The sequence below is a fragment of the Pseudomonas sp. WC2401 genome (assembly GCF_041200115.1).
Taxonomy (GTDB): domain Bacteria; phylum Pseudomonadota; class Gammaproteobacteria; order Pseudomonadales; family Pseudomonadaceae; genus Aquipseudomonas; species Aquipseudomonas fragi.
Genome location: NZ_CP165623.1, coordinates 2,746,498 through 2,770,805, shown reverse-complemented (window position 1 = coordinate 2,770,805; position 24,308 = coordinate 2,746,498). Strand labels below are relative to the sequence as shown.

Genomic DNA, 24,308 nt, shown 5'->3' with positions numbered 1-24,308 from the left:
GTGATCGGCGGGAGAGGTATCCCTATGTCGGCAATCCTTCAGCGTTTCCACCAGGTGGCAAATGACGCGCTCGTAAAGATCAGCGCTCACTGCCTACCCGGCGCCAAGATAGCACTGATGATCTACACCCCAGGCAAGCCCGAGGAAGACATCATCCTCAAGGATCAGGGCCTCGATGATAACGAAGTAGTCAGTTCCCTGCTCCGACACGGCCTGAGCATCGACGGCGACAATGCCTACAAGCGCGACCTCTGTGACGCGATTGTTGGGGCCTTAGCCATGGGCGCCCAGAACAACAACCCACCGCCAGTCGATCACTGGGGCCAGCGCTTCTGGGATATCGGCCGTGAAGAGCGGGCTGGATGCGAAGAGCTGGTCGCGGCCCTGCGTCTCGCCGTGAACCGCTGGACTCTGCTGGCAAACGAGCTCAAGCACACCACTCCTGAGCATGAGCGAGAACTCGCCGAAATTTCAAAAGCAAGCAACGCAATCGCCAAAGCCACCCGATAACCAACCTTCTACTGCCAAGAACGGCGGCTTGGAGAGACACCTATGGAAACTGAAATCCTCTCAGAGGAAGAGCTGGCTGACCTTACCGGCTACAAACACCGTGGCTATCAGCGCCAATGGCTCAAGGCTCGCAACTGGGTCTTTATCGAAAGTCGCGGTGGTCGTCCTCTCGTTGGCCGGATGTTCGCCCGTATGAAGCTCGGAATAATTTCGCCAACACTAGCAGCCCAACCCCCGCCACCAGCCCCTACCTGGACCCCTGACTTTTCTCGAGTAAGTTGAAATGCGCCCTCGCAAAACCGAAAACCAACACCTGCCGCCAAGGATGTATCAGCGCACGCGCCTGCGTAAAAACGGGAAAGTGTGGACGGCTTACTATTACCGCGATGCAACGGGCCATGACATTCCGCTGGGCAAGGATATTAACCAGGCCCGTATGAAGTGGGCCGAACTGGAGTCAAAAGAAAAACCTTTAGACCTGCTTGTAATGAGAGGGATATTTGATAGATACGCCAGGGACATAATTCCAAAGAAGGCCCCAAGGACGCAAAAAGACAATGCCGCCGAACTTCGCCAACTGAGGGCGGTATTTGATGATGCGCCTATTGATGCGATATCGCCGTCTATGGTCGCCCAATACCGCGATGCCCGTTCTGCCAAGACTCGAGCCAATAGAGAGCTCGCTTTGCTCTCGCATGTATTCAACATTGCCAGGGAGTGGGGATTAACTCGACAGGAGAATCCGTGCCTTGGTGTTCGCAAGAATAAAGAGAAGCCCAGGGACTATTACGCCAATGACGAAGTGTGGGCAGCGGTTTATGGCTGCGCACCACAAGAAGTTCAGGACGCAATGGACTTGGCCTACCTGACTGGGCAACGCCCGGCAGATGTTTTGGCGATGCGCCGCGACGATATGGCGGGGGATTTTCTGCTGGTACGCCAAGGCAAGACGGGCAAGCGCCTGCGCATTCACTTGAACACCAGTATCGGCCGCAGCAGTCTCGGGCTGTTGCTTGACCAAATCATGCAGCGCAATGCTGCTCACACCTCGCCTTATTTCATTCTCAGCAAAAGCGGTGTGCGGGTGTCCTGGCAAATGATGCGCAACCGCTGGGACGCCACTCGCTTGCTTGCCGCTGACAAGGCAAGAGCATCGGGATCAGAGGAGGAAGCAAAGCGGATCATGCAATTTCAGTTTCGCGATATCAGGCCAAAGGCTGCGTCGGAAATTGCAGATATTTCGGAGGCGAGCGCGCTTCTTGGGCACTCAAAAGAAGGGATTACGGAACGGGTTTACCGGCGTATCGGAGCCGTCGCCAAGCCCACAAAGTGAAATAGTTATGGAACACCATGCCCAAAGTAATGGAACACTTCACCTTCCTGCGCCCAATAAAAAACCCCGTAGACCTTGATCTACGGGGCTTTCGAATGTGGAGGCCGAAGCCGGAATCGAACCGGCGTGGGCGGATTTGCAATCCACTATTTTCTCCTTAAAAATCATAATCTTATGGATAATGCGATTCCGCAAGCGCTTCATATTTTGGCAACTGAACGCCAAGCATATGAAGGGTTTGGTTTTGAGGTGCGGAACTGATTTGCCCCCCCCTCGCACCGCATCCTGCCCATCGCAAAATACTCACTCAGCACAATCACCGGCTATGCTTTTCCTCACAGAGGATCACATATCATGAACTCACACCTAATTCCCGCCCTCCTTTACAAACTCAATGAAAATCAGCTTGCCCTTGAGGCTGCCATCATGGAACTGACACTATGGATTGAGCTGCAAGGCCCATCTGAGGTAGGAGAAAATGTTCGTGGGGCACTAGACGTAATTACCCAGAATGAAGAGTTCATCAACGTTTCACTAAAAACGCTCATACAACCTGAATGAAAAAGCGTAACTGATGCAGAGAAGCATTTACCCAGAGTAAATCACTTGAAAATAGCTCTAGTGAAGCTTGATGGAGTCATCACCAACCGCTAAAAGCTGATAATCGGTTACTGCCTGGACTAGCGACTCAGCCAATATTTTCAAGCGATCAATTTCTTCTTGTGGGCGTCCTGAAGCTTTAGCCTCACGATAAAGACGCAGGGCTTCTAAGGCCTCTAAGATCAACGGCTCACCAGCTTGGGTCATCCCCAGAATTGTCCTCTTCATCAGTACACACCTTCCTAGTACTCTCATCAGTCTAGCTGCTGCCCATTGACACTCATTCTCGACCCAGAACTATCGCAGGCCAAAGGCAGCTATCGGCCAATAGCGGTCGCCCACGAAAGACCACTTCCGACCCATTGCTGCCTGCCGAGTAAGGCATCTAGCGGCCAAAACTGTGTGTCGGGAGCGTCTAGGAAGTCCGGGGCTATTCAATAAGTAGCACGCCGATGATCTGAGAAACTACGTGCTATTGATTGAAAAGGATCTACGGGGAGTCTATATGTTGCCGCGATGCTTTATGTTTCGAGAACTTCCCAAAACTGATGCTCAACTCGGTTGCGCCCCATTTTTTTTGCGCGATACAGAAGACTGTCGGCCTTTTCCAGTAAATCAGCCGGTTCAATTACGCCATCCTGGTGGTTTGAAGCGACACCTGCGCTGATGGTCACAATGCCTGCCGAACTGCCCCTATGTTCAATGTCTGCAGCTTCTATTGCTGACCGCACTTCCTCAGCGATCTTTACTGCTCCTGCCAAGTCTGTCTCTGGAAGCAGGATTACAAACTCTTCCCCGCCATACCGGGCAGCTAGGTCTGCTGGGCGCTTTATGTTTCTGCCTATTAACTGTGCGATTTGCTTTAAACATTCGTCGCCGAGAACATGGCCATAATGGTCGTTGTACTGCTTGAACCAATCTATATCGATGAGTATGAGCGCTACGCCACTTTCAGTGCGGAATGTTCTCGACCACTCTTGTGCCAGTTTGGCGTCGAAACACCTACGGTTAGGCAGCCCCGTAAGGCTGTCTGTTTTCGCAATATGCTCTAAATCGTGCTGCGCAAGACGCAGTTCCTCTTCTGCCACCAACAAACGTTGAATTTGTCTGTAAAAGAGAAATCCCAGACTGGTCAGCACAATAATTATAAGCACCACCATAATCGATGCTTGATAGACGTACGTCCACCATGTAGCAAAAACTGAGTCTAATGACAATCCTGCTGCAGTGACGATCGGGAGGCCCGGTATTCGGCTATAGGCATAGACTCGTTCTACCCCATCCACCATAGACGTCAGGCTTGCTGTTCCGTCGTCGCTGTTTATTAAATATCGACTAAACAGCTCTCCCTTTGCGATATTAGTAGTCATCAGCGTGTCAATCATTGGGCGGCGAGCCAGCAAATCGCCATTATTCAGCGCGAGCAATATCACCCCTTGCTTGTCTACGTCTAAACGCTCAAAGAAATGTTGAAAATATGCGACAGGCAACGTCGCCAAAACCACGCCGCTGAAGCTGCCATCTGGGTATTGAGTGCGGCGGCTGACAGGGATGATCATTTCGCCGGTGGTGCGGCTCAAAATGACCTGGCCTATATGGATGGCAGTGTCAGGGTGATTCTTATGGTAGATAAAATAAGAGCGATCGCTATTATTCTTTGCGACAGCCTCAGAGGAAAACGAATTGACTACCCAGTCGCCATTACTGTTATAAATGAACAATCCTTGAATTCCGTCGGTTGCCTCGACATTGCTAGCCATTACTTTGAATAAACGAGTTCTCTGTTCCGCGTCAAGTTTGTCATGTTCAACACGCTCTGCAAGGTTCCTTAGAATGCTTTCAGCCTGACGTAAGGTATCTTCAGCCTGCTGCTCGGAAGCCCGAACAATGTTGCTGACAGCAATTATGGCATTCATCAATCGTTCGTTCGCGGATTGCTTTAACTGCCAAGCAATTGCGGAGACTAGCGTGACACAGATCAAAAAGATGAAAGCTATCAGGCCCACAGAGAGAGCTTTGGGTGTTAATCGACCAGACACGAGCATTATCGTTTTCATTGATCTCATCATAGCTTAGGCGTGCTGAGCCTTCCTGTGAATTTTCTGTAATTAATAATTGAATCGCCCTTAATTTCTTAGATAGTGGGCGACCGCTTTTGGCCGATTCTGTTGAAAAAGTCGGTCCTTCCAGACAGCGCGCATACTGACCGCTGAAAACGCCTTTTTTGCGCGCCGCTATGCGAAACCTGAGCCCGGATTCCTCTGCTCAAAGTAAAGATTTCAATCTCAAGCCCTTACTTTTCTGCCGTGGAAGCCATGAGCGACTTTTTCAACAGAATCGGCCGACTGCTGCCTTTGGCTAACGTCAGCTATGCGTCGATAACAGTCCATCGTAATTGGCTGCAATCGGCTGTATTCGACCATTCCTTAGCTACAGCCATTGCTCTTAAACCGTCATTGAGGGCTTTCGCACTTTTCACATCATTACACTCAGAACCCATCCTGCAATCCCGCTCCCGATGACAACCAACCACGGCGCAAGCTTCCAGAACATCAGCGCAACCAGGGCCAGCAATGCCAAGCCGAAATCCTCAGGCTGCAAAATGGCACTAGTCCAGACCGGCTGATAAAGCGCAGCCAATAGCAGACCGACAACCGCTGCATTGACCCCGGCCAGCGCGGCCTGAGTACTCACACTACGGCGCAATTGCTCCCAAAACGGCAAGGCACCCAGGGTTATCAAAAAAGAAGGCACATAGATCGCCAACAGGCAGATCATCCCCCCGGCCCATCCCGAAGGGGGGGCGTTCATAGATGCGCCAAGGAATGCAGCGAACGTGAATAAGGGACCAGGTACAGCTTGCGCGGCGCCATATCCTGCCAAAAAAACTTCATTGCTGACCCAGCCGGAGGGCACCACTTCGGCTTGCAGCAGTGGCAGAACGACGTGGCCGCCACCGAATACCAGTGAGCCGGACCGGTAGAAGGCATCCACCAGTGCCACGGTTTGATTGGGCAACAGCTGGTTCAACAACGGCAGACCCAACAGCAATATCAGGAACAACGACAGCCAGACCGCCCCGGCCCGATGACTGATCGTGATCGGCAGTGGTTCGTGCTCAACCCTCTGCCGGGGCTTGAACAGCAGCAGGCCTGCAAGTCCGGCAGCAACAATCACGCAGACCTGTCCCAATGCAGACGGTGCAAGCAGGGCGGCGCAGGTCGCAATGGCCATGAGGGTGATTCGCGGCACGTCTGTGCACAGATGTCGTGCCATTCCCCAAACGGCTTGAGCAACCACCGCGACAGCGACCACCTTGAGGCCATGCAGCACGCCAGGGGGGATAGCTGTGCCACATTGGGACATGCCCAGCGCAAACAGGATCAGCGCCACGGCCGAAGGCAGCGTAAAGCCAGCCCAGGCCGCCAAGGCCCCGCCGTATCCCGCGCGCGACATCCCCAGTGCAATGCCAACCTGGCTGCTTGCGGGACCGGGCAGTAATTGGCAGAGCGCAACCAAATCCGCATAGGTACGCTCGCTCAGCCAACGCCGTCGTGTGACAAACTCATCACGGAAGTAACCCAAATGCGCAATAGGCCCTCCAAACGAGGTCAGCCCAAGACGTATGAAGATGAGAAACACCGACCAAGCGCTGCTGCGCACATCAACATAAGAAACGGCCATGCATTTACCTATCTGGTTCGAAAAGCCTGGTTCAATAATCGAATTATGAAAGCGAAGTACGATTGGATTGCCCCTTGATGTCGTAGACATATCCGAGGGGCCACTTTTGGCCGATTTCAGCCTGTCACCAAGGGCTGCAACCGACCCAAAGCTGCACTTCGTTTCTGCATGCCTTGGCGAAGTACCGTTGTTCGTCTGTGAACACGATAGACTCATTGGAAACCCTCTGACGTACGCAACGTAAGGAATTGCCTGTAGAAATTTTACGTAAAATTTACGGGGCCTTGGGGTCGGGTATCTAATACTTCGCGGTACAAATTTGGAATGCTCTGTTATGTCCCTCGCAGCAATTCGGCTTATCGGCTTCATCGTAGGCATTTTTTTGATAACGCTGGCAATAAGCATGGCTATTCCCATGATCACTTTGGTGGCTTACGAGCGGAGCGATGAGCTGTCGGCCTTTCTCTGGTCGAGTTTCATTACCTTTATCTGTGGCCTTCTATTGACTGTGCGGGGGCGCCCGGATGTTGGTCAGCTTCTTCCGAGGGATATGTACCTGCTGACTACGAGCAGTTGGATGATTGTTTGCACTTTCGCAGCGTTGCCCATGGTGTTCATAAGCGATATCAGCTACACCAACGCGTTTTTTGAAACGATGTCTGGCATCACAACCACCGGCTCGACGGTACTCACCGGGTTGGATACCGCTTCTCCCGGCTTGTTGATTTGGCGCTCAATGCTGCATTGGTTGGGCGGCATTGGTTTTATTGGCATGGCCGTGGCGATTCTTCCATTGTTGCGAGTGGGTGGTATGCGTCTGTTCCAGACAGAGTCTTCAGACTGGTCAGAGAAAGTGACCCCGCGCTCCCATATGGCAGCCAAGTACATCCTGCTTCTCTATCTGGGGCTAACTGGCATCGGAGCTTTGGCGCTTTGGCTCGCTGGAATGACGCCGTTTGAAGCCATCAACCACGCGATGTCGTTGATCTCCACCGGTGGATTCTCCACCTCAGATTCCTCACTTGGACATTGGACGCAACCAGCGATTCACTGGGTAGCCGTAACTATCATGATTCTGGGCAGCCTGCCATTCACCTTGTACGTCGCGACATTGCGGGGCAATCGGCGTGCGCTGATCAAGGATCACCAGGTACGCGGATTTATCGGGTTTTTGCTCGTCACTTCGCTGGCTGTGGGTACCTGGCTGTGTTTTCACAGCGATTACGGATGGTGGGATGCGTTTCGTATCGTGGCAGTCAATGTGACCTCGGTCGTTACGACCACCGGAATTGCGGTTGGCGACTACACCTTGTGGGGCAGCTTCGCCGTCTTGCTGTTTTTCTATCTGACTTTCGTCGGTGGATGCTCAGGCTCCACTGCAGGCGGTCTCAAAATCTTCCGTTTTCAGGTGGCGGCCGCTCTACTGGTCAGTAGTTTGAAGCAGTTGATCCATCCTCGAGCCGTGATTCAGAAGAAGTACAACGGTCATCCCATCGATGAAGAGATCGTGCGCTCGCTGTTGACCTTCTCGTTCTTCTTTACGATCACTATTGCCGCCATCGCCTTGGGCCTGGCTCTCATTGGCCTTGACTGGACAACCGCGTTGAGCGGTGCCGCTACTGCTGTTTGTAACGTAGGGCCCGGGATTGGCACGATCATTGGGCCAGCTGGTAACTTCTCATCATTACCTGATGCCGCTAAATGGCTGCTTACCGTTGGAATGCTTCTGGGGAGACTGGAAATTCTGACGGTGTTAGTACTCGTAACTCCCGCTTTCTGGAGATATTGACCCACTTTGTAGAGCTCTAAGACTGGGTGGCAGGCGAATGGCCTGCCGCTGACTTGCCTAATCTCGCCAGCGACAATGTTGAATTTTAAAAACGCGGTGAAGACAAAGTCACAACTGACCGCTATTGGCCGAACGCAGCCCTTTGCGAAGGGCTGTTTTGGGGCGAATCTGGATATTGGGCCATAGGAACCGCTGGCTCTGACACTAGCACCCCATGCTTACTTACTTCCAAAAATCGAATTAAATCATTGAATTGCATCTCGCACTCACTGCATCGGCGCCTCGCGATGCTTTACCTTGATTAACGATCTCCCGCCGCATTATTATCAACGCCCCGGTATACCTCTCAAAAAAATACAGCACTATGCGTTCACCCTCCCTGCATTACTGCCCTTCTGGGTTGGCCTAAGAATCCACTCGCATCTAGACTGACATGACACGTGCCTTCTGCTAATTTAAGGCCTACCAGTTAATTATTCTGTAGGAGGTTTTTTATGCCGTTACCCGTCACGCCGTCATACGAACACTGTCTACGCGAGTTACGCATCGTATCAATTAACACTGCACAACTGGCCGAACGAATAGCCACTAACTTGAACCCGCAAGTAGTGTCTATATCCCCAGTTGCTCTTCAAACGCAACTATTCCAGCACATGCATGCAGTGGGCTTACAGCAAGCTCGCAGCACTATACGATTGGCCGGTTGGCTCAATTCATTAGCTAGGCAAGGAGGGCTTTCACATTGCCTAGCTGCAACTTTTCTGGACGAAGCTGTTGCAGTGGGTGCCCAAACTGGCGTCGTATCAGTATGAACGCGCGCTCTGGCTTCGCCATAGATCCTTTCTCCAGCATGAACATGCCAGACCAAGTTCTAGCTGGTCTGTACAAGCGGTTGGACGCAATAGAACAAGCCACCGACACCCAGCAGATTTACTTGGCTACTGAAAAGGCCGAAAGCTTTGTAGAGGCTTTAGAAGCGGTCAACGCCCTGAGACAGGCAGATATATTTAGGATTTATCAGGTGATAGAGGCAGTAGCCCAAGCACGAACCATGGCGCTGATGCCGTGATCAGTAAAGATCTAAACGAAGACACCATGAATCGCCTGTCTTAGTAAAAAACTGCCGGCGACTGTCACGCAAATATAGATCGCGCGCCTAAGCGTTGAAACTATAACCACCCTCCTTTGGCGTCCTGCCGACCGAACACAACCCACCTATCGCGGTAGTGAACAATCCATACATCGCTGGTAGTCTCTGCTCCACGTTCGCCAGACATTAAGGGATGGAGGCGAAAATAGAAGCCCTGGAGCCGCGAAACTCCGGGGCTTTGCTTTCTGACTATTGAGCTATCGTGTACACGATCAATGATACGGTGACGATCCAGAGAGACATTAGCAAAACTGAAATCCTGATGAAGCCCATGTCCATGATCATGATCATTACTTTTCTGAGCACAACGCTTTTACCTATAGTTGGAGCTTAGCTCACTGCAGCGTACATGAAATGCGACCGAGCCTGCGCGATCTTAACGACACACCCTCAGCACATACTCCTGCAACCCCTTCAAGGCTGCTCGGTCTTTAATGATACCTGCCCTGATATCGAGAACAGTTCGTCCAGCAGCACCAGCGAATTCGACGGCTCCACCATCATCCAAGCGGGCGGTGCTGGTGGCATCGAACAGATTGCCGCTACTGGCACTAAAGCGCCCTGCGATGCGCAGCCGGCGATCACCAGCGGCAACATCAGCGTGCAGCCTTTCATTTTCAGCGAGTGCATTTGTCATCTCCTTGGTTGCTTTGGCGTCGAGTTCGGTCAGGGCCTTCTGCGTGGCCTGCTGCTTCTCCAGCGCCTGGCGCGCCTGAGCGGCTGCAGCGTTGGAAATAGCAGTTAGGTCGGCATGATGTGTCGCGCTCAGTTCTGCCACTTGTTTCCCGTACCGCCAGGTGTCCACTTTCCATGTGGCAAAACAAGCAATGGCCAGCAGCGCAAGCACTAGCCAGCGAACCGAACTCATGCCAACACCTTGAGCGACCGGGCATACAATGCCTGCCGATCGGCAGCACCATTCTGGCCACCGTTGATGCGCTGAGTGATCTTGTCGAACTGGCCAGCGTCAGCAAGCGTGTTCAGGCCCTTGGTTGCCCAAAACCATGCCGCTGACATGCAGGCGTACTGAGGTACCTCCAGAAGTTCAGGCTGCTTAATCAGGTCAAGGCCCAGTGCTTCGCCGCACGCCAAGTAGTTGGCCCGCCCGGTGATCTGGATCAGGCCACGACCGCAATACTTTTGGCCGTCACCATCAGCTTCTGGCGTGTTGCCCAAGCGTTTGGCAAGTGAGCCGGTGTCGTACTTGCTCAGGTACTGTTCGCCTCCCAGTTCGCGCACATAACGGAACTGACCGCTTTCATGTCCGACCTGGGCGATAAAAGCTGCCTGGCGCAATGTGCCTACGATCTGATAACGCACCATTGCCGTGTTTAACGCAGGAACAAAAACGCCGGCTGACTGGCCGGCGTTAGGAAGAATATGCAGCAATTGCTGCTTTGAAATAGGCATAAGGTCCCCTTTTTTACAAATACTTAATATTTAGAGCTATACCATTCGTTAGTGGCTATTTGATATTTCTTCAACTCCCAAAATCATTATCCGGAAGCAACGACATGAGTACAGCCTCTAAACGTGGATGGATGTGGGCGTATCGCAAGATACGTGGCCTACACTGCTCTCGATTGACTGCAATCTACAGAGCGACTCTGTATGCAGTTCGAGGCGATACGGGGACTTTTCCTAGCAAGTTAACTCAGCGAAAAATCCATATTCACCGCTGACGAGTGGGCTTATCACCGCCTTGAAATAGTCCAAGATGTGTAGGTCGTCGGGTTAGAGCTGCACGATTTTTAGAGTTTTCTCGGGCTTTTTGCCTTTGACATTGGCCTTGCCCTTCTTGCCGGCGTTGCAATCGATCGTCGTCGACCAACCGGACTGGGTGAAGACCTGCTCCTTGGAGTCCACCAGATACTCGCCATCGAGCCCGTCCTTGAACCCCTGTGCATTGATCATCCGTTCTGCGAATAGATCAGAGCGCCCGGGCATTTCCAGCCGTACACCGGCCGTGGAGCGGTTGAACGCGGCCAAACGCGCCTTGGCGGCCTGCTCGGCGGCGGTCTTGTTCGGGTGGATATGCCGATCGGTATGCACCGGCGGCAAGCCGTCCGGGGCGTCGTCGTTATTCAGATTCACCACCGCCAGTTTGCCGGTGGCCTTGTCCTGATACTTGGTGCTGACGGCCTTGTGGGCCGAGCGATCGCCCAGCCGAAAGCTGTAGCGGCTGACGTCCGTTTTGTTGATGGTGACGACGCCCAGTGTCTTGCCGCTGGCCGTGACACCGCCCTGACGCGGCATGACGATCAGCTTGCCGTCCGCGACCTTGGCCGTGCAGTCGTGCTGCCGAGCCAGCCGGGTAATGAAATTGAAGTCTGATTCCCCCAACTGGTCAGCCCGGGGCACGATCGTGGCCACCGTGCAGGCCGGCTCCCAGCCGTTACGCCGCGCCACGCCGCTGACGATGGTGGCCAGGGTGTCGCCCTCCCAGCTACCGCTACGGGTGGTCTTACCGCTGCCGCGCATGTCGCTGGCTTTGCCGCGTATCACCAGCGTGTCCGGAGGGCCGGAGACTTCGACCTCATCAACCACATAGCGACCCTCCCGGGACAAGGTAGACCCGGCATAGCCCAGATAGATTTCGATGCTGGCACCGCGAGACGGCAACGTCACGGCGCTGTCGCGGTCATCAATGCGCAACTCAAACTCGTCCGACTCCATCCCGGGTTTGTCCGAGGTGCGCAGCAGCAACAGCCGGTCGTTGATCATGCGGGTGATATCGCTGCCATCGGCAACGATGCGGAAAACGGGCGTCATATCTAACTCCAACAAAAAGCCCCGCACATGGCGAGGCTCAGGTTTTAAGGCGCGTTACGCGTAACGATCAGCTCCAGAGCTGCACGGCCTGCTCATCGCTGGCCAGCGCCAAGTCCGGCAGCACGATCAGCACACCGCCGCGATACGGCTCTGGCTCGGTGGCCAGCCCGGGGTTGGCCTCCAGCACCGCCTCCACGCTGCCGTTGAGGTGGCCATAGGCGTTGTGGCAGATGGTGTAGAGCTTGTCGCCTTCAAGCGTTCTGCAGGTCTTCGCCATAACGGACAAACTCCAGACTAAAGCCCTGCTTGCGGGGGATTCCGCCCTGCAGGAACGCGCTCTGATCCTCGGTGATCGAGGTCAGGCACCAATCCCCCAGGACGTAGCCATAGCCCGTGGTCAGGCCCAGCGGCACCATCATCCCGCCGATGCTGCGCAGGGTATCCAGTTGCTTGAGGCCGCCCCGGTGCCCGGGAAAGATCGAACCCTTGAGGGTGATTTTGTCGTCACCCATGCCCACCGCCTGCTGTGACGGCCGACGCATCAGGCGCTCTTGCGAGGCCCAGCGAAAGCCGCTCTGGCGGTTCAGTTCTTCAAAGGCCGCCGTGTCCAGGTTGAAGTAGTACGGCGGCGCTTCGTGCTTGTGCGGCTGCAGGATCAGCAAGTGAGGGAATGGCTTCACCGCTTCCACCGCCGGCGTGGTATCAGTCGCAAAAATGCTGGTCGGCAGGATGTTACCCAGTGCGGGATTGATCTTGCCGGCAATCTGGTTAATCGCGTTCTTTGCCCGAGTTGCCTGCTCACCCAGAACCTCCAACCGCTGCTCGATCTGCGAGGCTGCGCGGGTGGCTTGGTTGTAGACCGCCACCACCGCGCCCACCTTCGCCTGTGCGGCACTGATACCGCGCATAACCCGCTGCAGCTTTTCCCCAACCATTGGGCCAATGACCGGCAGGGTCTCCAATTCCGAGGCCGCACCGGTCATTTCACTGATTGCGCCATTTACCGGCCCCATCATCCCGTCCAGACTTCGCCGCCCCGCCTCACCGGCCGTGGCCAGGTAACTGACCGTGCTTTGCATCTGTTCCATATAGGCCATATCACCTCCTTACCCGGTATGTGGGGCGTCGTATAACTTGCGGTCATTGGCCCGGCGGGCGTTGTCTTCCATCTGCCGGGCGAAGTCATTCAACTGACCCTGCATCATGGGTTGCAGTTTGCGCATCAGCTCGTCGGGGTCTTTCACATCACCCTCAATGGTGATGGGCATATGTGGGGCGAAAGTGAATTTCTGATCGATCGGCGCGGGCTTGGTTTCGGTCTTAAGCATCAGCGGCGACGGTGCTTGCGGGCTGCCCGTCTTCGCGTTCATCGAGCGCACTACATCACCTGGCTCTGCATCGTTGCCAAACAGCGACTTGGCAAACGACGACTTGCCAAACATGCCGCCCACGGCATCGCCGCCCATGCCCCCCAGGAACGCGCCGACCAGACCGCCCATCGCCGTGCCAATGATCGGCACCACGGAGCCGATCGCGGCGCCGGCAGCTGCACCGGCTACTGACCCAGCCAAGCCACCGGCAGCACCGCCGTAGCCTTCGGCTTTCTCTTGGGCGGTCTTGGCCGTAGTGTAGGTGTCGAAGGCCTTGATACCGGCCTCAAATAGCGAGCCGGCAGGGATGGCTTTCCCCGCATTACTGATAGTGCCCACGGCGCTCATCAACCGAGCGCCCAAACGCGGCGGCACGAGTGGTGGTGCCGGCGGACGGGGTGGCCCCCGGCGCCGCGATCGGCGGCCGCCACGACCGCCACCACCCGGGCCACCGCCGCCGATTTCCCGGACGTTGACCACAAAGACCTTCTGCGTGTGGTCAGGCCCGGCCTCATCGTCTCCGCCCTTGGCTTCACGGATGACATCGAGCAGCTTGAGGCCGGTTTCTACCGGGTCCAGTTTGGTATCTGCAGCGCCCTCACCCTCCGGCGCTTCATCCTTGCGACCGAGCAATGCATTGAGGCCTGCCGAGACCAGCGACTTGACCGCGCCCCCCTTGCCGTCCCCATCATCGTCACCGCCACCCAATGCCTCCTTGGCATTGGTGACAAAGACCGACTGCACACCGGCACGACCTGCACCGCCCCCGCCGCCCAATCTGCCCCGGGCCAGATTGACCAGCCCCCGGCCGATTTTGAACGCACCCAGCAGACTGGTGACAACACTCGCCCCGGTGGCCAGCGCCGTCAGACCCATCACCAGCTTGGGCGACTCATCCGACAGTTTGGTGATGCCCTTGACCACCGTTGTCAGCCCGGTGGCCACCGCATCCGTGACCGGCCGAATGGCGTCACCCACGCTGCGCATCGCGTCGTTGCCCGCCTGAAACATCTCGGCCCATTTTTGAGACGAGGTGTCGCGGCGCTCAGCCAGGTTCTTGTCGAGGATGCCCGAGGCGCTGGCCGCATCGTTTTTAAGCTGCTCGTAAAGCGCCTTGTTCTGCACATAGGCCGTCAGCGCTGACTTGACCTGCATGTCCGCAAAGATATCGCCGGTGCGCAGGGCCTGCTCCAGGCTACTGAGCATGGCCTTAGCTTTTTCCGGGTCGGCTTCCTTGCTGATCTGGGCCGTGGCCTCGGCCATCTTGGCGGCTTTCTTCGGGTCAGTAGCTTCGATGTAACGCTTGGCCAGCGCAAAGCTCGCCTCCAGCGTGGACTGGCCACCTTGAATACCGGTGTTGAGCGAGCCCTGATAATCAATGCCAGCCTTGCTGTACGCCTTGACCACCTCCCCGGAACCGATTTTTTCAATCCAGTTCTTGAGGTTGTTGGCCGCCTCGTCAGCCGTGCCGGCGGTTTTCATTTGCACCTGCAGCATCGAGCCCAGTTGCGTCACGGCGTCCATGCCGGTGATGCCCTGTTTCTGCATGCCTGCCAGCAGTTGCGGGAACCAGCGCGCCATGTCGCTGGCTTCAAAGCTGCCCGCCTGACCTTGGAAAGCCACTGCCTCCAGCGCCTTTTCCAGCACCTTGGGGTCGGTGATGTTGGCGTTACTCTGCAGCGCCTGAATCATCTTCGCCGTATCGACGCCGCTGGAGCCCTGACCCACGACGAACTTGGCCGCCACCGGCGCAAATTCCATCGCCTGCTTCAGCTCCATACCAGCGCCGACCAACTCATTGACCACATCGGCCACTTCGTTGCGGCCCATGCCGATATCGTTCGACGTCGCGATGATGCTGCGCGACATATCGGCCTCTTGCGCCGATCGGGCCACCCCGGCCTTGATCGCAATGTCCCGGATAATCGCCTGATAATCGGCACTGACCTTGGCCGTAACGGCCACCATGCCGGTGGCTACTACCCCCCGCGCCACACCGGCGCGTACCTGCTGCTTGCCCTGATCGATCTGGCCAAAGCCTTTGGCCTTCAGTTCGGCGCTGCGCCCGGCACGCCCCAGGCGGTCGTACTCCTTGGCCAGCCGGCTGACCTCAACGCCTTCTTGACGCAACACACCAAGGTTTTTTTCCAGCCGCTTGCCTAACGCAGTGGCGCCCCTGTCACCTGCAGCGTGTGCCTTAACCCATTCATCACGCAGGCGCATGGTTTCGCCAATGGTGCTCTGCAGTACCCGGGCTTTTTTGCCCTGCTCAGTGAGCTTTTTGACGCGGCTTTCAACGTCTTTAAAAGCAGCGCCCACGGTCGAGCTGACGGCCCCGCCGATCACCAGACCGAGCGCCATTTTGTTTGCCATAGGAATGCCCTGTTACGCGTAACGGAGGGGGTGGCTCAATCCGTGAGCCACCACAGCATGCGGTTAAACGGCATGGCCTCGATCTCACTGGCCGAGAAGTGAAACTCCCGGGCCAGATGCTTGGCCGCCGCTTTAATCGTTGTAGGGGTAAGGTTCATCATCTTCGACCAAGCGAAAATAGCCGGCCTGCAAGCGGTTGTAGTCCACCACTGTCATGCCAGCGATATCCTTGTCTCCCGCCTCAGTCAGGGATGCGAACAGAATCAGCTCGCGTCTCTCGGCGTCACCGCCGGACTGGACGGTGGCCTGCTGCACGTCCCTGACGGTGGGTGCGCGCAGGCTGACCCGGTTAACCTTGATCTGGTTGATTTCGACTGCTTTGCGCAAGGTGATGGTGGCGCCCTCTTCAGTCAGTTCCAGCCAGCTCGGCAGTTTTTGGGTAGTGGTCATGGTCATTGCTCCTTAAAGGCCCAGGGCGTTACGCACATCAGCGAGTTGGTCCACGCCATCAATGACGCGCACGCAGTTGATCGGATCGATTTCAAACATCACACGCCCGTCGATTTCGAGCTTGTAGTAGGTGACGTCCACGGCGTACTTGAACTCGGCCTTGGAACCGGCCGACCACTCGCCCGGGTCGACTTCACGCAGGCCGCCACGCAAGGTGGCCACCACGCCGGTGGTCGCGCCTTTCTGGCCCTTGAAGGCACCGCGAAACGACGCGTTGAAACCGGTCTGGTCAAAGGCGCCGAAGTACTTCAGCACCTCACGGCGCACGCCGTTGGTGGCAAAGCTGGCCTCCAGCTTCTCCAGGCCCATGTCCATCGCCACCGAGGCGTCCATACCGCCGCCGCGATATTCCTCGGTTTTTACCGTAACCTTGGGCAGGCTCAGGCTCGGGACGTCGCCCTGCAGGCTTTGGCCACCGATAAACATGTTGGTGTTAAACAGGGTTTGCGGAATCATTGAACGCCTCCTTAGGCTTCCAGAACTTCGGTCAGCCACTGGTTAGTGACTTCAACTTGGAAAATCGGGTTTTCCGCCGGCGGAACATCGGTAAAGCGGATGGTCCAGTACACCTTGCCCTGCTCGATCTGCGTGGCCGTGGTCTTCTCAAGGTCGGGGTAGACCTCAAAGTTAATCACCGCGCCCTGCGCCTTCAGGTCACGCATAAACGCGTTGATCGTCTCAGTGACGTCCTTAACGTAAGTCTTGGTAATGCCCTGATCGACCGCCCATTTCATGCCCGTCTGAATGGCTTCCATGACCATGTCGGTGGTTCGCACGCGGGTGACAAAGGCCCACTTGGCATCACTCGACAGCGTGCGGTTGCCCCACAAGCGGTAGCCGCCGTCTCGGATGATGGTGGTGATATTGGCGCCGTTGAGCAGGTTGGCGCGGCAGGTCTTGTCGCCGTCCAGGTACTCGACCGGGCGCACCGTGCCGGTGATGCCGACAATTTCCTTGTTCGACGGCGACGACCAGAAACCAAAGCGCGAATCGGTCTGCGCGAACAGGCCTGCAGCGATCGCAGAGCCCGGCACCGACACGTCACCGTTGAGCGTTGTGCTCCACTGCTTGACCGCCGGATCAACCATATACAGGCGCTTGGAACCGAACTTTTCAGCGTAGGCAGTTGCGGCCTCATCGGTGGTGTTTGGCCCGTCGATAATGCCGATGGCTTTCAGCTTGCCGGCCAGCACGTCCATCGCGGTGGCCACCGCTTCCGTGGCGCTGTGCTTGGGCGCAATAACCAGCCGCGGCTGCAGGTTGAACAGGCTCTTGCCGTCCAGCAGCGCCTGCAGGCCGGTACGCGTGCCATCAGCCGAGACGCCGCCAATCACGGCACTGGTCAACACTGCCGCTTCGGTATCTGCCGGCACCCCCACGGCCACGATCGCGGCCGCCGACTGGTTAAAAATCGCCTTGCACGCCCGGGTAATGGCCGAGTCGGCACCGAACGCGGCCACCGCTTCGCTCTCACGGGTCAACAGGGTGGGCACGTTGGACTCCACCAGACCCAGACCCGGGGTAAAGGTATCGACAAGGCCAATGATCGACGACGAGGGCAGCGCGATGGTGCGGGCGCCGGTCTCGACCAGCGACACGGTGATGCCGTGAAAGAAGTCGGTAAGACTCATGATGTTCTCCATAAAAACGAAAAAACCGCCCTGTAGGCGGTTGCGGTACTGCGTTGAAACCTGTGTTTACATCGGGGTGACGCGATACCCGACGGCAAGCCAGCGAAAGCCGAAGGCCTGAACCAGAGCGGTATATTCAGTGAAGCTAAGCAGGCAGTCCGTGGCCGTTGTGTTTTGTTCATTCACGGCACAGGTCACTGACGCGGACGAAACATAACCGCCGGGATGCTGAGTAATGACCGGGATCACAATGAAAGGCTTGGTATCAAACGCAAAAGGGAACGTCACCTTCAAACTCAACATGCCACCGGGCAAATCACCCACATATCGGTTGCCCCACTGCACAAAAAATCCGGTGTCTTTATCCCACCAGTAACCCGCCGGGTCGTGATACAGGCTCGACGGCACACCCGCGCCAATACCTGCCCGGGCTTCGGCCGGGTTGCTGCCGCCAGTACCCCCGCGTACCACCGGCACAATACCGCTCACCAACTTGCCGGCATCCAGCGCGGCCAAGGCAAGATTAATGTTGAGGTCGCCACTGCCGTCGAACCAGCCCTGCCCCGTAGCGGCGCCGCTGAAGGTCAACGTCCGGCCGGTCTGCAGCTTGGTCGCGGTACCGGCGTTGGCCGAAGTCGGCCGACTCAAGGTGCCGCTGGTGATCTTGCCGGCATCCAGCGCCGGAATATCCCCCTGAACCAGCGATTGCGCGCCAGTCACAAGCCCCTTGGCATTGACCGTGACCTTGCTGTAAGTCCCCGCCAGCACGCCTGAATCGGCCAGGGTCATCGGGATATTGATATCGCCGCTGCCGTCGAAAAAGCCCTGCCCGGTCACCGCGCCGGTGTAGTTCAGAAACCGGCCGGCATACAGCTTGTTTGCCGAGCTGGCATTGCCCTTGGTGATTTCTTCACGCACGGTCGAAAGGGTCGCCGTAACCAGCGTCGGATCATCCTGAATGGTGATGTTGGCCGTGCTGCTGACCAGAATCTGCAGGCGAATGCCCTGGGTGCGCCCGGTGCCCTGAGCCAGTGTCGGCTTGTAGGTCGGTGGGTAGCTGGCCACCGCCACCAGTGCGCCGGTGGAGTCATACAAGCCGACCTCACGCACCCACCAACCACCGATATCGGACGGCAGGATCAACTCGGCGCTGATCACCGGCCGATCGGCCCGCACCGTCAGGCGGTTGAGCTTGAGGCGCACGTTTTCGTTGATCAGCTTTTTCTGCAGCTTCGACGGGATCGGTGTGACGCCATTACCATCGCCGACGCCCATGTGGGTGATGTTCCAAGGCGTGCCGCTTGCGATTGCCTTGGCCTGCTGCGCCGCGCCAACATCCGTCAGCATGGCGATATACAACGTGTTTTGCTCTGCCATGAATGTGCCTAATTGAGTGAGTTACAGCGGCATGGAAGCGCCGTAGATGTTCGCCCCGGGGCCAAGGTTGCGGTACAGGATGTACAGGCCCAGGCCGCGCAGAATCTCCCCAGCCCAAAAGCCGAAGAACATGCCGTTATCCGTGCCCAGTCGCACCGCCGGCGACCAACAACCGTTCATGGGCTGGCCCGGCACTGGCGTGACCACATAGTGAGTTTGCAGCTCGGTCACACAGGCCTCGATCAAACCGTCCAGCCCCGCCACCTGACTGCCCGCTAACCCCGCCAGACAGGCACCGGCCAGCCACAGCCCGGTCATATGGCCGGTGAAGTCATCCGCCATCGGCTTGGCCGTGCCGGTCATGGGAAAGTCCGTGGGCAGGATGCCGCCCGAGGCTTTAACAAACTGGACCAGCCAGCTCAGCCAGTTTTCCGCGTAGGCCTTGAGCTTTGTCGGCACCGCTTTGCCTTGGCTGGCCAGCTCGTACCACGCCCGGCACGCGCCCATCATTGCCCGGGGCTGGTAGCCGCTCCACGCCGTGCCGTTGCCCCAGTGGTACATGGTCCAGGTATCCGGCTTGCCGTACTTGTAGTTATCCCAACGGTTCCACACATAGGCCGATGCGCCCGGGCCCAACTGGCCGAACTTCTGCGCGTACCACTGCTGCGAGTCGTACAGAAACTCGACCATCTGATTGAGCCGGGGCCCGTATTCATTGAGCGGGTCGATGCAGTAAATCAGCGGGTACTGATAACCCGGGTACGGCATGCCGTGCCATGCGCCGATCTGATCGGTGCCCTCGGCGTAGATATTGGAAAACGGGATCACCCCGGGGCAGTACGCCAACGAATCGTCACGGTACTGCAGGATGGTGCAATCCCCCACCAGCGCCCGGAACTTGGCCTGCCCCTTGACCGTCAGCCGATAGTTCAGGGTGTAGCCATCCTCGGCCGCAAAGGCCGGGGGCACGTCATTGATGCAGTAATACGAGAACGTCAGATTGGTGTCTGAGCTGTCATCCATCAGGATTGAAAAGCCTTCGACCTCGTTGTATACCGGCGCCGCCGGCTCGGGACGATCTGCCGCCCCGGGCTGGTAGCCCGACAGCGTGGCGTCCTCGGGCCGGATCACCAACGTGACCCAGGCACCCGCCGTTGCCGGCAACATCCACCACCACCGCCACCCCGTCAGCATCGACAATGCGCAGATTGAAATTACCGTCAGCGCGGTAGGTGATGCTCTGCAGCGGCGCCTTTCCGGTCGGCAACAACCAGTGTCCGACGCTGTACCAGCCGTCATCGGTGGGGAAAAGCGAGCTGACCACGTTGCCGCCGCGCCCTTCAAAAATCCCCGGCTCGTAGCCTTCCTCAGACACGATATCGTCCGAGTGCGAAACCGCCCGCAGGTCGGCCATGATGTACTCAGAGCCGTCATCCTTGCTCAGCCGGGTAAAGCTGCTCAGCGGGATATCGTGCGCGACCACTTCGATGTTGGACACCGACTTGGGCAGCGCACAGCTGTACTTGATCCCACTGCCCTCGACCTTGCTGGGCGACACCACCAGCTCGACCTTGGCATTGAGCGGCGCATTGAAGGTGTCCACGCCGCCGTAACAGGTGCGCACCAGTGAGTCCTTGCTGATCCGAAACCACACCGCCTGCTGCTCCAGGGACACTTGCGCCGCCTCGGCGCAATCCACGGTGATGTAACCCATTGAGTCGCGGTTGATCACCGGATCTGCATCGCTCGGATAACTGAACTGGTAGGCAATGCCGTCCGTGTAGGGCGTCAACTCGGTGCGGCTTTGCCGGAAAAAGCGGTCGCTAGAGTCAATCTGCGTGTACTCATGGGCGGTAAAGCGGCACGCATCCATCGCCTTCTTGTAGCGGCTCTCGCCGGTGATCCGCCAGAGCATGTAACAGGCGTCCATGTACCACTGTTCACCATCGGCCGCGTTGCCCATCTGGTTGACGCTGCCCAGCAACGGCACATGCAACGGCCGGTTGTGCTGTACCGCGTTACGCGGGATCAGGTAGCCACCGTGCTCCACCGGCTGACGGGTGGCGTAGTTCAGCTTGTGCTCCCCGTTAACCGCCGTACTTTTGAGCTGGACCTGCCCGCGTTCTTCCAGCGGGTGGCCTTCGGAAAGCACGTCACCATCGGCGTTAATCTTTTGCCCGGTCCACGCGATGATCCAGTCCACATCGAACTGGCTGCCCGTCTTGTCCCAGTCAATCGAGCCGTCTTCCTTGACCGCCTGCACCGTGGCGTTGATCGCCTCCCAGGCCAATGCGCCGTCAAAGGCAAAGGTCGCCTTGTCCAGATACTCGCCCCAGTGCGGCGCCCCGTGGGGAATCGACAGCGCGCCGCTGGTGAACTCAAACGGCACGCCCTTGAACCCGCTGTGAGTGGGCTCGGCAGCATCAATCGGCCAGTTGGCCAGCACCGGCTCTTTGGAATTGACGATCCAGTTGGCAATGCGCCGCTGTGCCGTGTCAGGGATTGGCTGGCCCGCGTAGAAATACGCCTCGTAAGCCTCCCAGTGCCACACCGCCGCGTCCAGATAGCGCTGGTCCTTGGTCGCCAGATAGGCATGGGCATAGCCGAGGATGTGCAGCGCCTGCCCCTCGGTCGTACCGTCACCGTTGGGCTGGTACTCCATTTGCGAATGGGCAATAAAGTGCCGATTGTTGGCCAGCACCCCCTGCAGGTTCTGCGCGTAATGCTGCAGCGTGGCGTCGTCGGTGTCGCCAGTGTTATTGCGCAGAAAACGGTGATGGCCTTCGATCATGCTCAGTGCATTGTTCAAACCGGTTTGCTGGCTGGCCGGGCGACGGCTGTTAAGCGGAGACAGATGCATCGAACCAACTCCCATCAAAAAAGCCCAACCAACCGTTACCGTCTGACATAAATGTCAGCACGTCTGAGGCACCCGCCTCGTAGGCCAACACCGGCGAACGCTTACTCGACCAGTGAACACTGGCCGGAAATGTGACCTTATTCGCCCCGGTGCCCTGACGCAGGCGCACGGTAAACGACCATGTGTAGCCCGCCGGTACATCGGTATTGAGAAAAGTGAGCAGACATTGCGGCTTATCCAACGTCACGTCGAAGAACGACACGCCGTTGGTGTAGGCCACGTCCAGAGCCAGAGCGGCGCCTGCGGACTGGATCTTTTTCTTGCGCGGCAGCAACAGGCCGCCAGTCAAGTCGGTGATCATCTTGGCCAGTGCCAGGAGCGTGGGCGAAGGCCCAGAACCGGTCTCGACACTGGTGCCTGCGGGTTTGTTGACGATGTCGCTGGCCACTTGCGCCGCCGCTTCAAACTTCTCAATGGCAGCGCGTTGGCGGTCGGTAAGCTCGCTCATGTAACCCTCATCAGGCCCGGTAAGGCGAAGTTGGAGAAGTAATAGAGGTCGTTGGCCGACAGCTCCAGATTGATCAGATCGAGGTCGTCCGACCACAGCTCAGGTGATGAAATAGTTACCTCGTCACCCGAAGAAATACCGGCGCCGATGTAGTAGGTGCCGTCCGGGCTAAAGGTGATGCTCAGCCCCACCAGATGCCGGCTGACCGGCTTGGTGTCGCTGATCATCCGTTCCAGCTCGGCAATGGCCGTGTCGCTCAGGCCACTGTCGAACAGGGCCAGACTCATGGTGAACGTGCCCGGTTCGCCCATCGGCTCCAGCTCGTGCCACTCGGTGATATCCAGAATGTCCGCGAACGGCTCGACCACCCGGCGCAATGCGCCCACGGTGCCCTTGCGCTTGTGGACTTCAAACGCATCCTTGACCACCTTGCGCTTGATCGTTTCGGACCATTCCGGGTCCCAGCGATCGACACTGCGCTGGATAGCCAGCCACGGCAGCAGTGCCGCCGGGCAGTTCTCGACCGAGTGGACTTGGCGCAGCACGTTGGCTAGCCCCAGGTCTCCCGCTGAAAGCTCGGCAAGCGCCTGTTCCAGCCGTGAGCGATTGCTTGGTAACAAGCTGGAATCACTCATCCGTGCCACCGATTACCACGCTGGCCTTGATGCAGTTGGCCGCTTGCGTATCCAGCACCACCACATCCGCCGCCGGGTGAATCAGCTCGACCCGCTGCACCCGGGACACATGCAGCGCGGCATGGATGGCTGATTTGCGGATATCCCGCCCCAGACGGCGCTGCGTGTTCACATAGCGCTCCAGTGAGGCGTTGGCCTCGGCCAGACTCAGCTCCATTTCCGGGCCCGGGTACAGGTACAACACCGCCTCAATCTTGTAGTCGACCAGCTCGGCCGACCGCACCAGAAGGCGATCACCCACGGGGCGCACGTCCTCATCACTGAGCGCGACCCGCACCTTTTCCAGCAAGTCCGCCGGGGCCTTGCCATCACCCAGGCGGCTCAGGATGCTGACCAGCACCGTGGCCGGGCTCGGGCTGCTGGCCCGGGCATCCGCCACTCGGCCGTCCGCCGACAGCGCATGAAACACATAAGCATCCCGGGGCCCCGCGATCGACATGCCCTCAAAGGCCAGCAACGTGCGCTCGACCAGAGAGTCGTCCGACTCGTATTGCACCTCGATCGGCGGCACGGCAGCGGGATCAGCCTCGACCACGGTCAGGCGCTTGACGTTGTAGTTGGCCGCCAGATGGTCCACGTCGCTGCCCCGGGCAAACGCCAACAGCAGCGCCTTGGCCGCGTCATTGATCCGCGCCCGTTCCATCATCTTGTCGTAGGCGCGTTTTTCCAGCAGCTTGACCACCGGCTCGGACTCTATCGGTGCCGACCAGTTGTTGCCCATCAAGGCGCGAAAGTCGGTCAGAGCCTCTTGATACAGCGCCTCAAAATCCAGCGGCTCCAGCACGATCGGCGCCGGCAAGCGGGACAGGTCCAGAGTACTCATACGGTCACATCCAATAGCTTGCTGTCGCCCAGAAAGGTGCCCGACAGGCGAAAGGTGATACGCCCGCTCAGCACGGACACGACTTGAACCCGGGTCAGCTCCAGACGCGGCTCCCAGCGTTTCAGGGCGCGGGCTGCTTCGGCCTGTACCGCGCTTTTCCAGCCCTCGGAAACGGGCAAGTCGACAAAGCGGCGGATCGAGCTGCCGTACTCGGGACGCATCAACCGCGACCCCAGAGGCGTGGTCAAAATGTCTTCAATGGACTGCAGCAGGTGATCAAGGCCCGAGATAGGCTGCCCGGTGTGGCGGTCCATTCCGATCAT

General features: G+C 57.5%; 25 protein-coding genes. 6 read left to right on the top strand and 19 right to left on the bottom strand.

The genetic code is table 11. From position 1 onward, the window contains the following. Nucleotides 1–24: 24 nt before the first annotated feature. From AB3G35_RS12655 to AB3G35_RS12640, 4 genes are all read left to right on the top strand, one after another. Nucleotides 25–510: a hypothetical protein gene (locus AB3G35_RS12655; protein WP_369781526.1), complete on the top strand. Its 486-nt coding sequence runs from the start codon at nt 25–27 to the stop codon at nt 508–510. A 42-nt stretch (nt 511–552) separates the two neighbouring features. After that, nucleotides 553–792: a DUF4224 domain-containing protein gene (locus AB3G35_RS12650; RefSeq protein WP_048358255.1), complete on the top strand. Its 240-nt coding sequence runs from the start codon at nt 553–555 to the stop codon at nt 790–792. A 1-nt stretch (nt 793) separates the two neighbouring features. After that, the gene (locus AB3G35_RS12645; RefSeq protein ID WP_095025741.1) at nt 794–1,843 is read left to right on the top strand and encodes a tyrosine-type recombinase/integrase; all 1,050 of its coding nucleotides are present in this window, start codon (nt 794–796) and stop codon (nt 1,841–1,843) included. 351 nt (nt 1,844–2,194) lie between these two features. Continuing rightward, nucleotides 2,195–2,404, top strand: a complete 210-nt coding sequence (locus AB3G35_RS12640; protein ID WP_340068798.1) for a hypothetical protein — start codon at nt 2,195–2,197, stop codon at nt 2,402–2,404. 57 nt (nt 2,405–2,461) lie between these two features. On the opposite strand, the gene AB3G35_RS12635 is transcribed toward AB3G35_RS12640, so the two are convergent. From AB3G35_RS12635 to chrA, 3 genes are all read right to left on the bottom strand, one after another. Then, a complete protein-coding gene (locus tag AB3G35_RS12635) occupies nt 2,462–2,671 on the bottom strand; it encodes a hypothetical protein (RefSeq protein ID WP_340068780.1) in 210 nt (69 codons plus the stop codon). Between the two features lie 293 nt (nt 2,672–2,964). After that, complete coding sequence (locus tag AB3G35_RS12630; protein WP_340068781.1) at nt 2,965–4,359, bottom strand: diguanylate cyclase; 1,395 nt, start codon at nt 4,357–4,359, stop codon at nt 2,965–2,967. Nucleotides 4,360–4,918: 559 nt separating this feature from the next. Further along, nucleotides 4,919–6,127, bottom strand: coding sequence for a chromate efflux transporter (gene chrA / locus AB3G35_RS12625; RefSeq protein WP_340068799.1), 1,209 nt, complete (start codon nt 6,125–6,127; stop codon nt 4,919–4,921). A 334-nt stretch (nt 6,128–6,461) separates the two neighbouring features. On the opposite strand from chrA, the gene AB3G35_RS12620 reads away from it, so the two are divergent. Together AB3G35_RS12620 and AB3G35_RS12615 are read left to right on the top strand one after the other, a co-directional pair. Then, on the top strand, nt 6,462–7,916 hold the full coding sequence (locus AB3G35_RS12620; RefSeq protein ID WP_340068782.1) for a TrkH family potassium uptake protein: 1,455 nt from the start codon (nt 6,462–6,464) through the stop codon (nt 7,914–7,916). An 808-nt stretch (nt 7,917–8,724) separates the two neighbouring features. Then, nucleotides 8,725–8,985, top strand: a complete 261-nt coding sequence (locus AB3G35_RS12615) for a hypothetical protein (RefSeq protein ID WP_150628127.1) — start codon at nt 8,725–8,727, stop codon at nt 8,983–8,985. 457 nt (nt 8,986–9,442) lie between these two features. Here the strand turns inward: AB3G35_RS12615 and AB3G35_RS12610 are convergent, their stop codons facing one another. The 16 genes from AB3G35_RS12610 to AB3G35_RS12535 form a co-directional block, all read right to left on the bottom strand. Then, complete coding sequence (locus tag AB3G35_RS12610; protein ID WP_150628128.1) at nt 9,443–9,934, bottom strand: lysis protein; 492 nt, start codon at nt 9,932–9,934, stop codon at nt 9,443–9,445. Next, nucleotides 9,931–10,476, bottom strand: a complete 546-nt coding sequence (locus AB3G35_RS12605) for a glycoside hydrolase family 19 protein (protein ID WP_169910126.1) — start codon at nt 10,474–10,476, stop codon at nt 9,931–9,933. The genes AB3G35_RS12610 and AB3G35_RS12605 overlap by 4 nt, the downstream gene beginning before the upstream one ends. A gap of 324 nt (nt 10,477–10,800) precedes the next feature. After that, nucleotides 10,801–11,838, bottom strand: a complete 1,038-nt coding sequence (locus AB3G35_RS12600) for a contractile injection system protein, VgrG/Pvc8 family (protein ID WP_340068783.1) — start codon at nt 11,836–11,838, stop codon at nt 10,801–10,803. 67 nt (nt 11,839–11,905) lie between these two features. Further along, nucleotides 11,906–12,115: a tail protein X gene (locus AB3G35_RS12595; protein WP_169868423.1), complete on the bottom strand. Its 210-nt coding sequence runs from the start codon at nt 12,113–12,115 to the stop codon at nt 11,906–11,908. Then, nucleotides 12,090–12,935: a phage tail protein gene (locus AB3G35_RS12590; protein WP_340068784.1), complete on the bottom strand. Its 846-nt coding sequence runs from the start codon at nt 12,933–12,935 to the stop codon at nt 12,090–12,092. Before AB3G35_RS12590 ends, AB3G35_RS12595 begins: the two co-directional genes overlap by 26 nt. A gap of 9 nt (nt 12,936–12,944) precedes the next feature. Next, a complete protein-coding gene (locus tag AB3G35_RS12585; RefSeq protein WP_369781525.1) occupies nt 12,945–15,581 on the bottom strand; it encodes a phage tail tape measure protein in 2,637 nt (878 codons plus the stop codon). A 132-nt stretch (nt 15,582–15,713) separates the two neighbouring features. After that, on the bottom strand, nt 15,714–16,031 hold the full coding sequence (locus AB3G35_RS12580) for a phage tail assembly protein (RefSeq protein ID WP_369781524.1): 318 nt from the start codon (nt 16,029–16,031) through the stop codon (nt 15,714–15,716). A 12-nt stretch (nt 16,032–16,043) separates the two neighbouring features. Next, nucleotides 16,044–16,547, bottom strand: a complete 504-nt coding sequence (locus AB3G35_RS12575; protein ID WP_095031337.1) for a phage major tail tube protein — start codon at nt 16,545–16,547, stop codon at nt 16,044–16,046. A gap of 11 nt (nt 16,548–16,558) precedes the next feature. Beyond that, complete coding sequence (locus tag AB3G35_RS12570) at nt 16,559–17,722, bottom strand: phage tail sheath subtilisin-like domain-containing protein (RefSeq protein WP_369781523.1); 1,164 nt, start codon at nt 17,720–17,722, stop codon at nt 16,559–16,561. A 66-nt stretch (nt 17,723–17,788) separates the two neighbouring features. Beyond that, on the bottom strand, nt 17,789–19,099 hold the full coding sequence (locus AB3G35_RS12565) for a phage tail protein (protein ID WP_369781522.1): 1,311 nt from the start codon (nt 19,097–19,099) through the stop codon (nt 17,789–17,791). Nucleotides 19,100–19,120: 21 nt separating this feature from the next. Beyond that, complete coding sequence (locus AB3G35_RS12560) at nt 19,121–20,122, bottom strand: hypothetical protein (RefSeq protein ID WP_369781521.1); 1,002 nt, start codon at nt 20,120–20,122, stop codon at nt 19,121–19,123. Then, complete coding sequence (locus AB3G35_RS12555; protein ID WP_369781520.1) at nt 20,115–21,959, bottom strand: hypothetical protein; 1,845 nt, start codon at nt 21,957–21,959, stop codon at nt 20,115–20,117. Before AB3G35_RS12555 ends, AB3G35_RS12560 begins: the two co-directional genes overlap by 8 nt. Continuing rightward, a complete protein-coding gene (locus AB3G35_RS12550; protein WP_369781519.1) occupies nt 21,940–22,467 on the bottom strand; it encodes a hypothetical protein in 528 nt (175 codons plus the stop codon). The genes AB3G35_RS12555 and AB3G35_RS12550 overlap by 20 nt, the downstream gene beginning before the upstream one ends. Beyond that, the gene (locus AB3G35_RS12545) at nt 22,464–23,102 is read right to left on the bottom strand and encodes a phage tail protein I (protein ID WP_340068789.1); all 639 of its coding nucleotides are present in this window, start codon (nt 23,100–23,102) and stop codon (nt 22,464–22,466) included. The genes AB3G35_RS12550 and AB3G35_RS12545 overlap by 4 nt, the downstream gene beginning before the upstream one ends. After that, the gene (locus AB3G35_RS12540) at nt 23,095–23,985 is read right to left on the bottom strand and encodes a baseplate J/gp47 family protein (protein WP_340068790.1); all 891 of its coding nucleotides are present in this window, start codon (nt 23,983–23,985) and stop codon (nt 23,095–23,097) included. The genes AB3G35_RS12545 and AB3G35_RS12540 overlap by 8 nt, the downstream gene beginning before the upstream one ends. After that, on the bottom strand, nt 23,982–24,308 hold the full coding sequence (locus tag AB3G35_RS12535; RefSeq protein WP_134048862.1) for a GPW/gp25 family protein: 327 nt from the start codon (nt 24,306–24,308) through the stop codon (nt 23,982–23,984). Before AB3G35_RS12535 ends, AB3G35_RS12540 begins: the two co-directional genes overlap by 4 nt.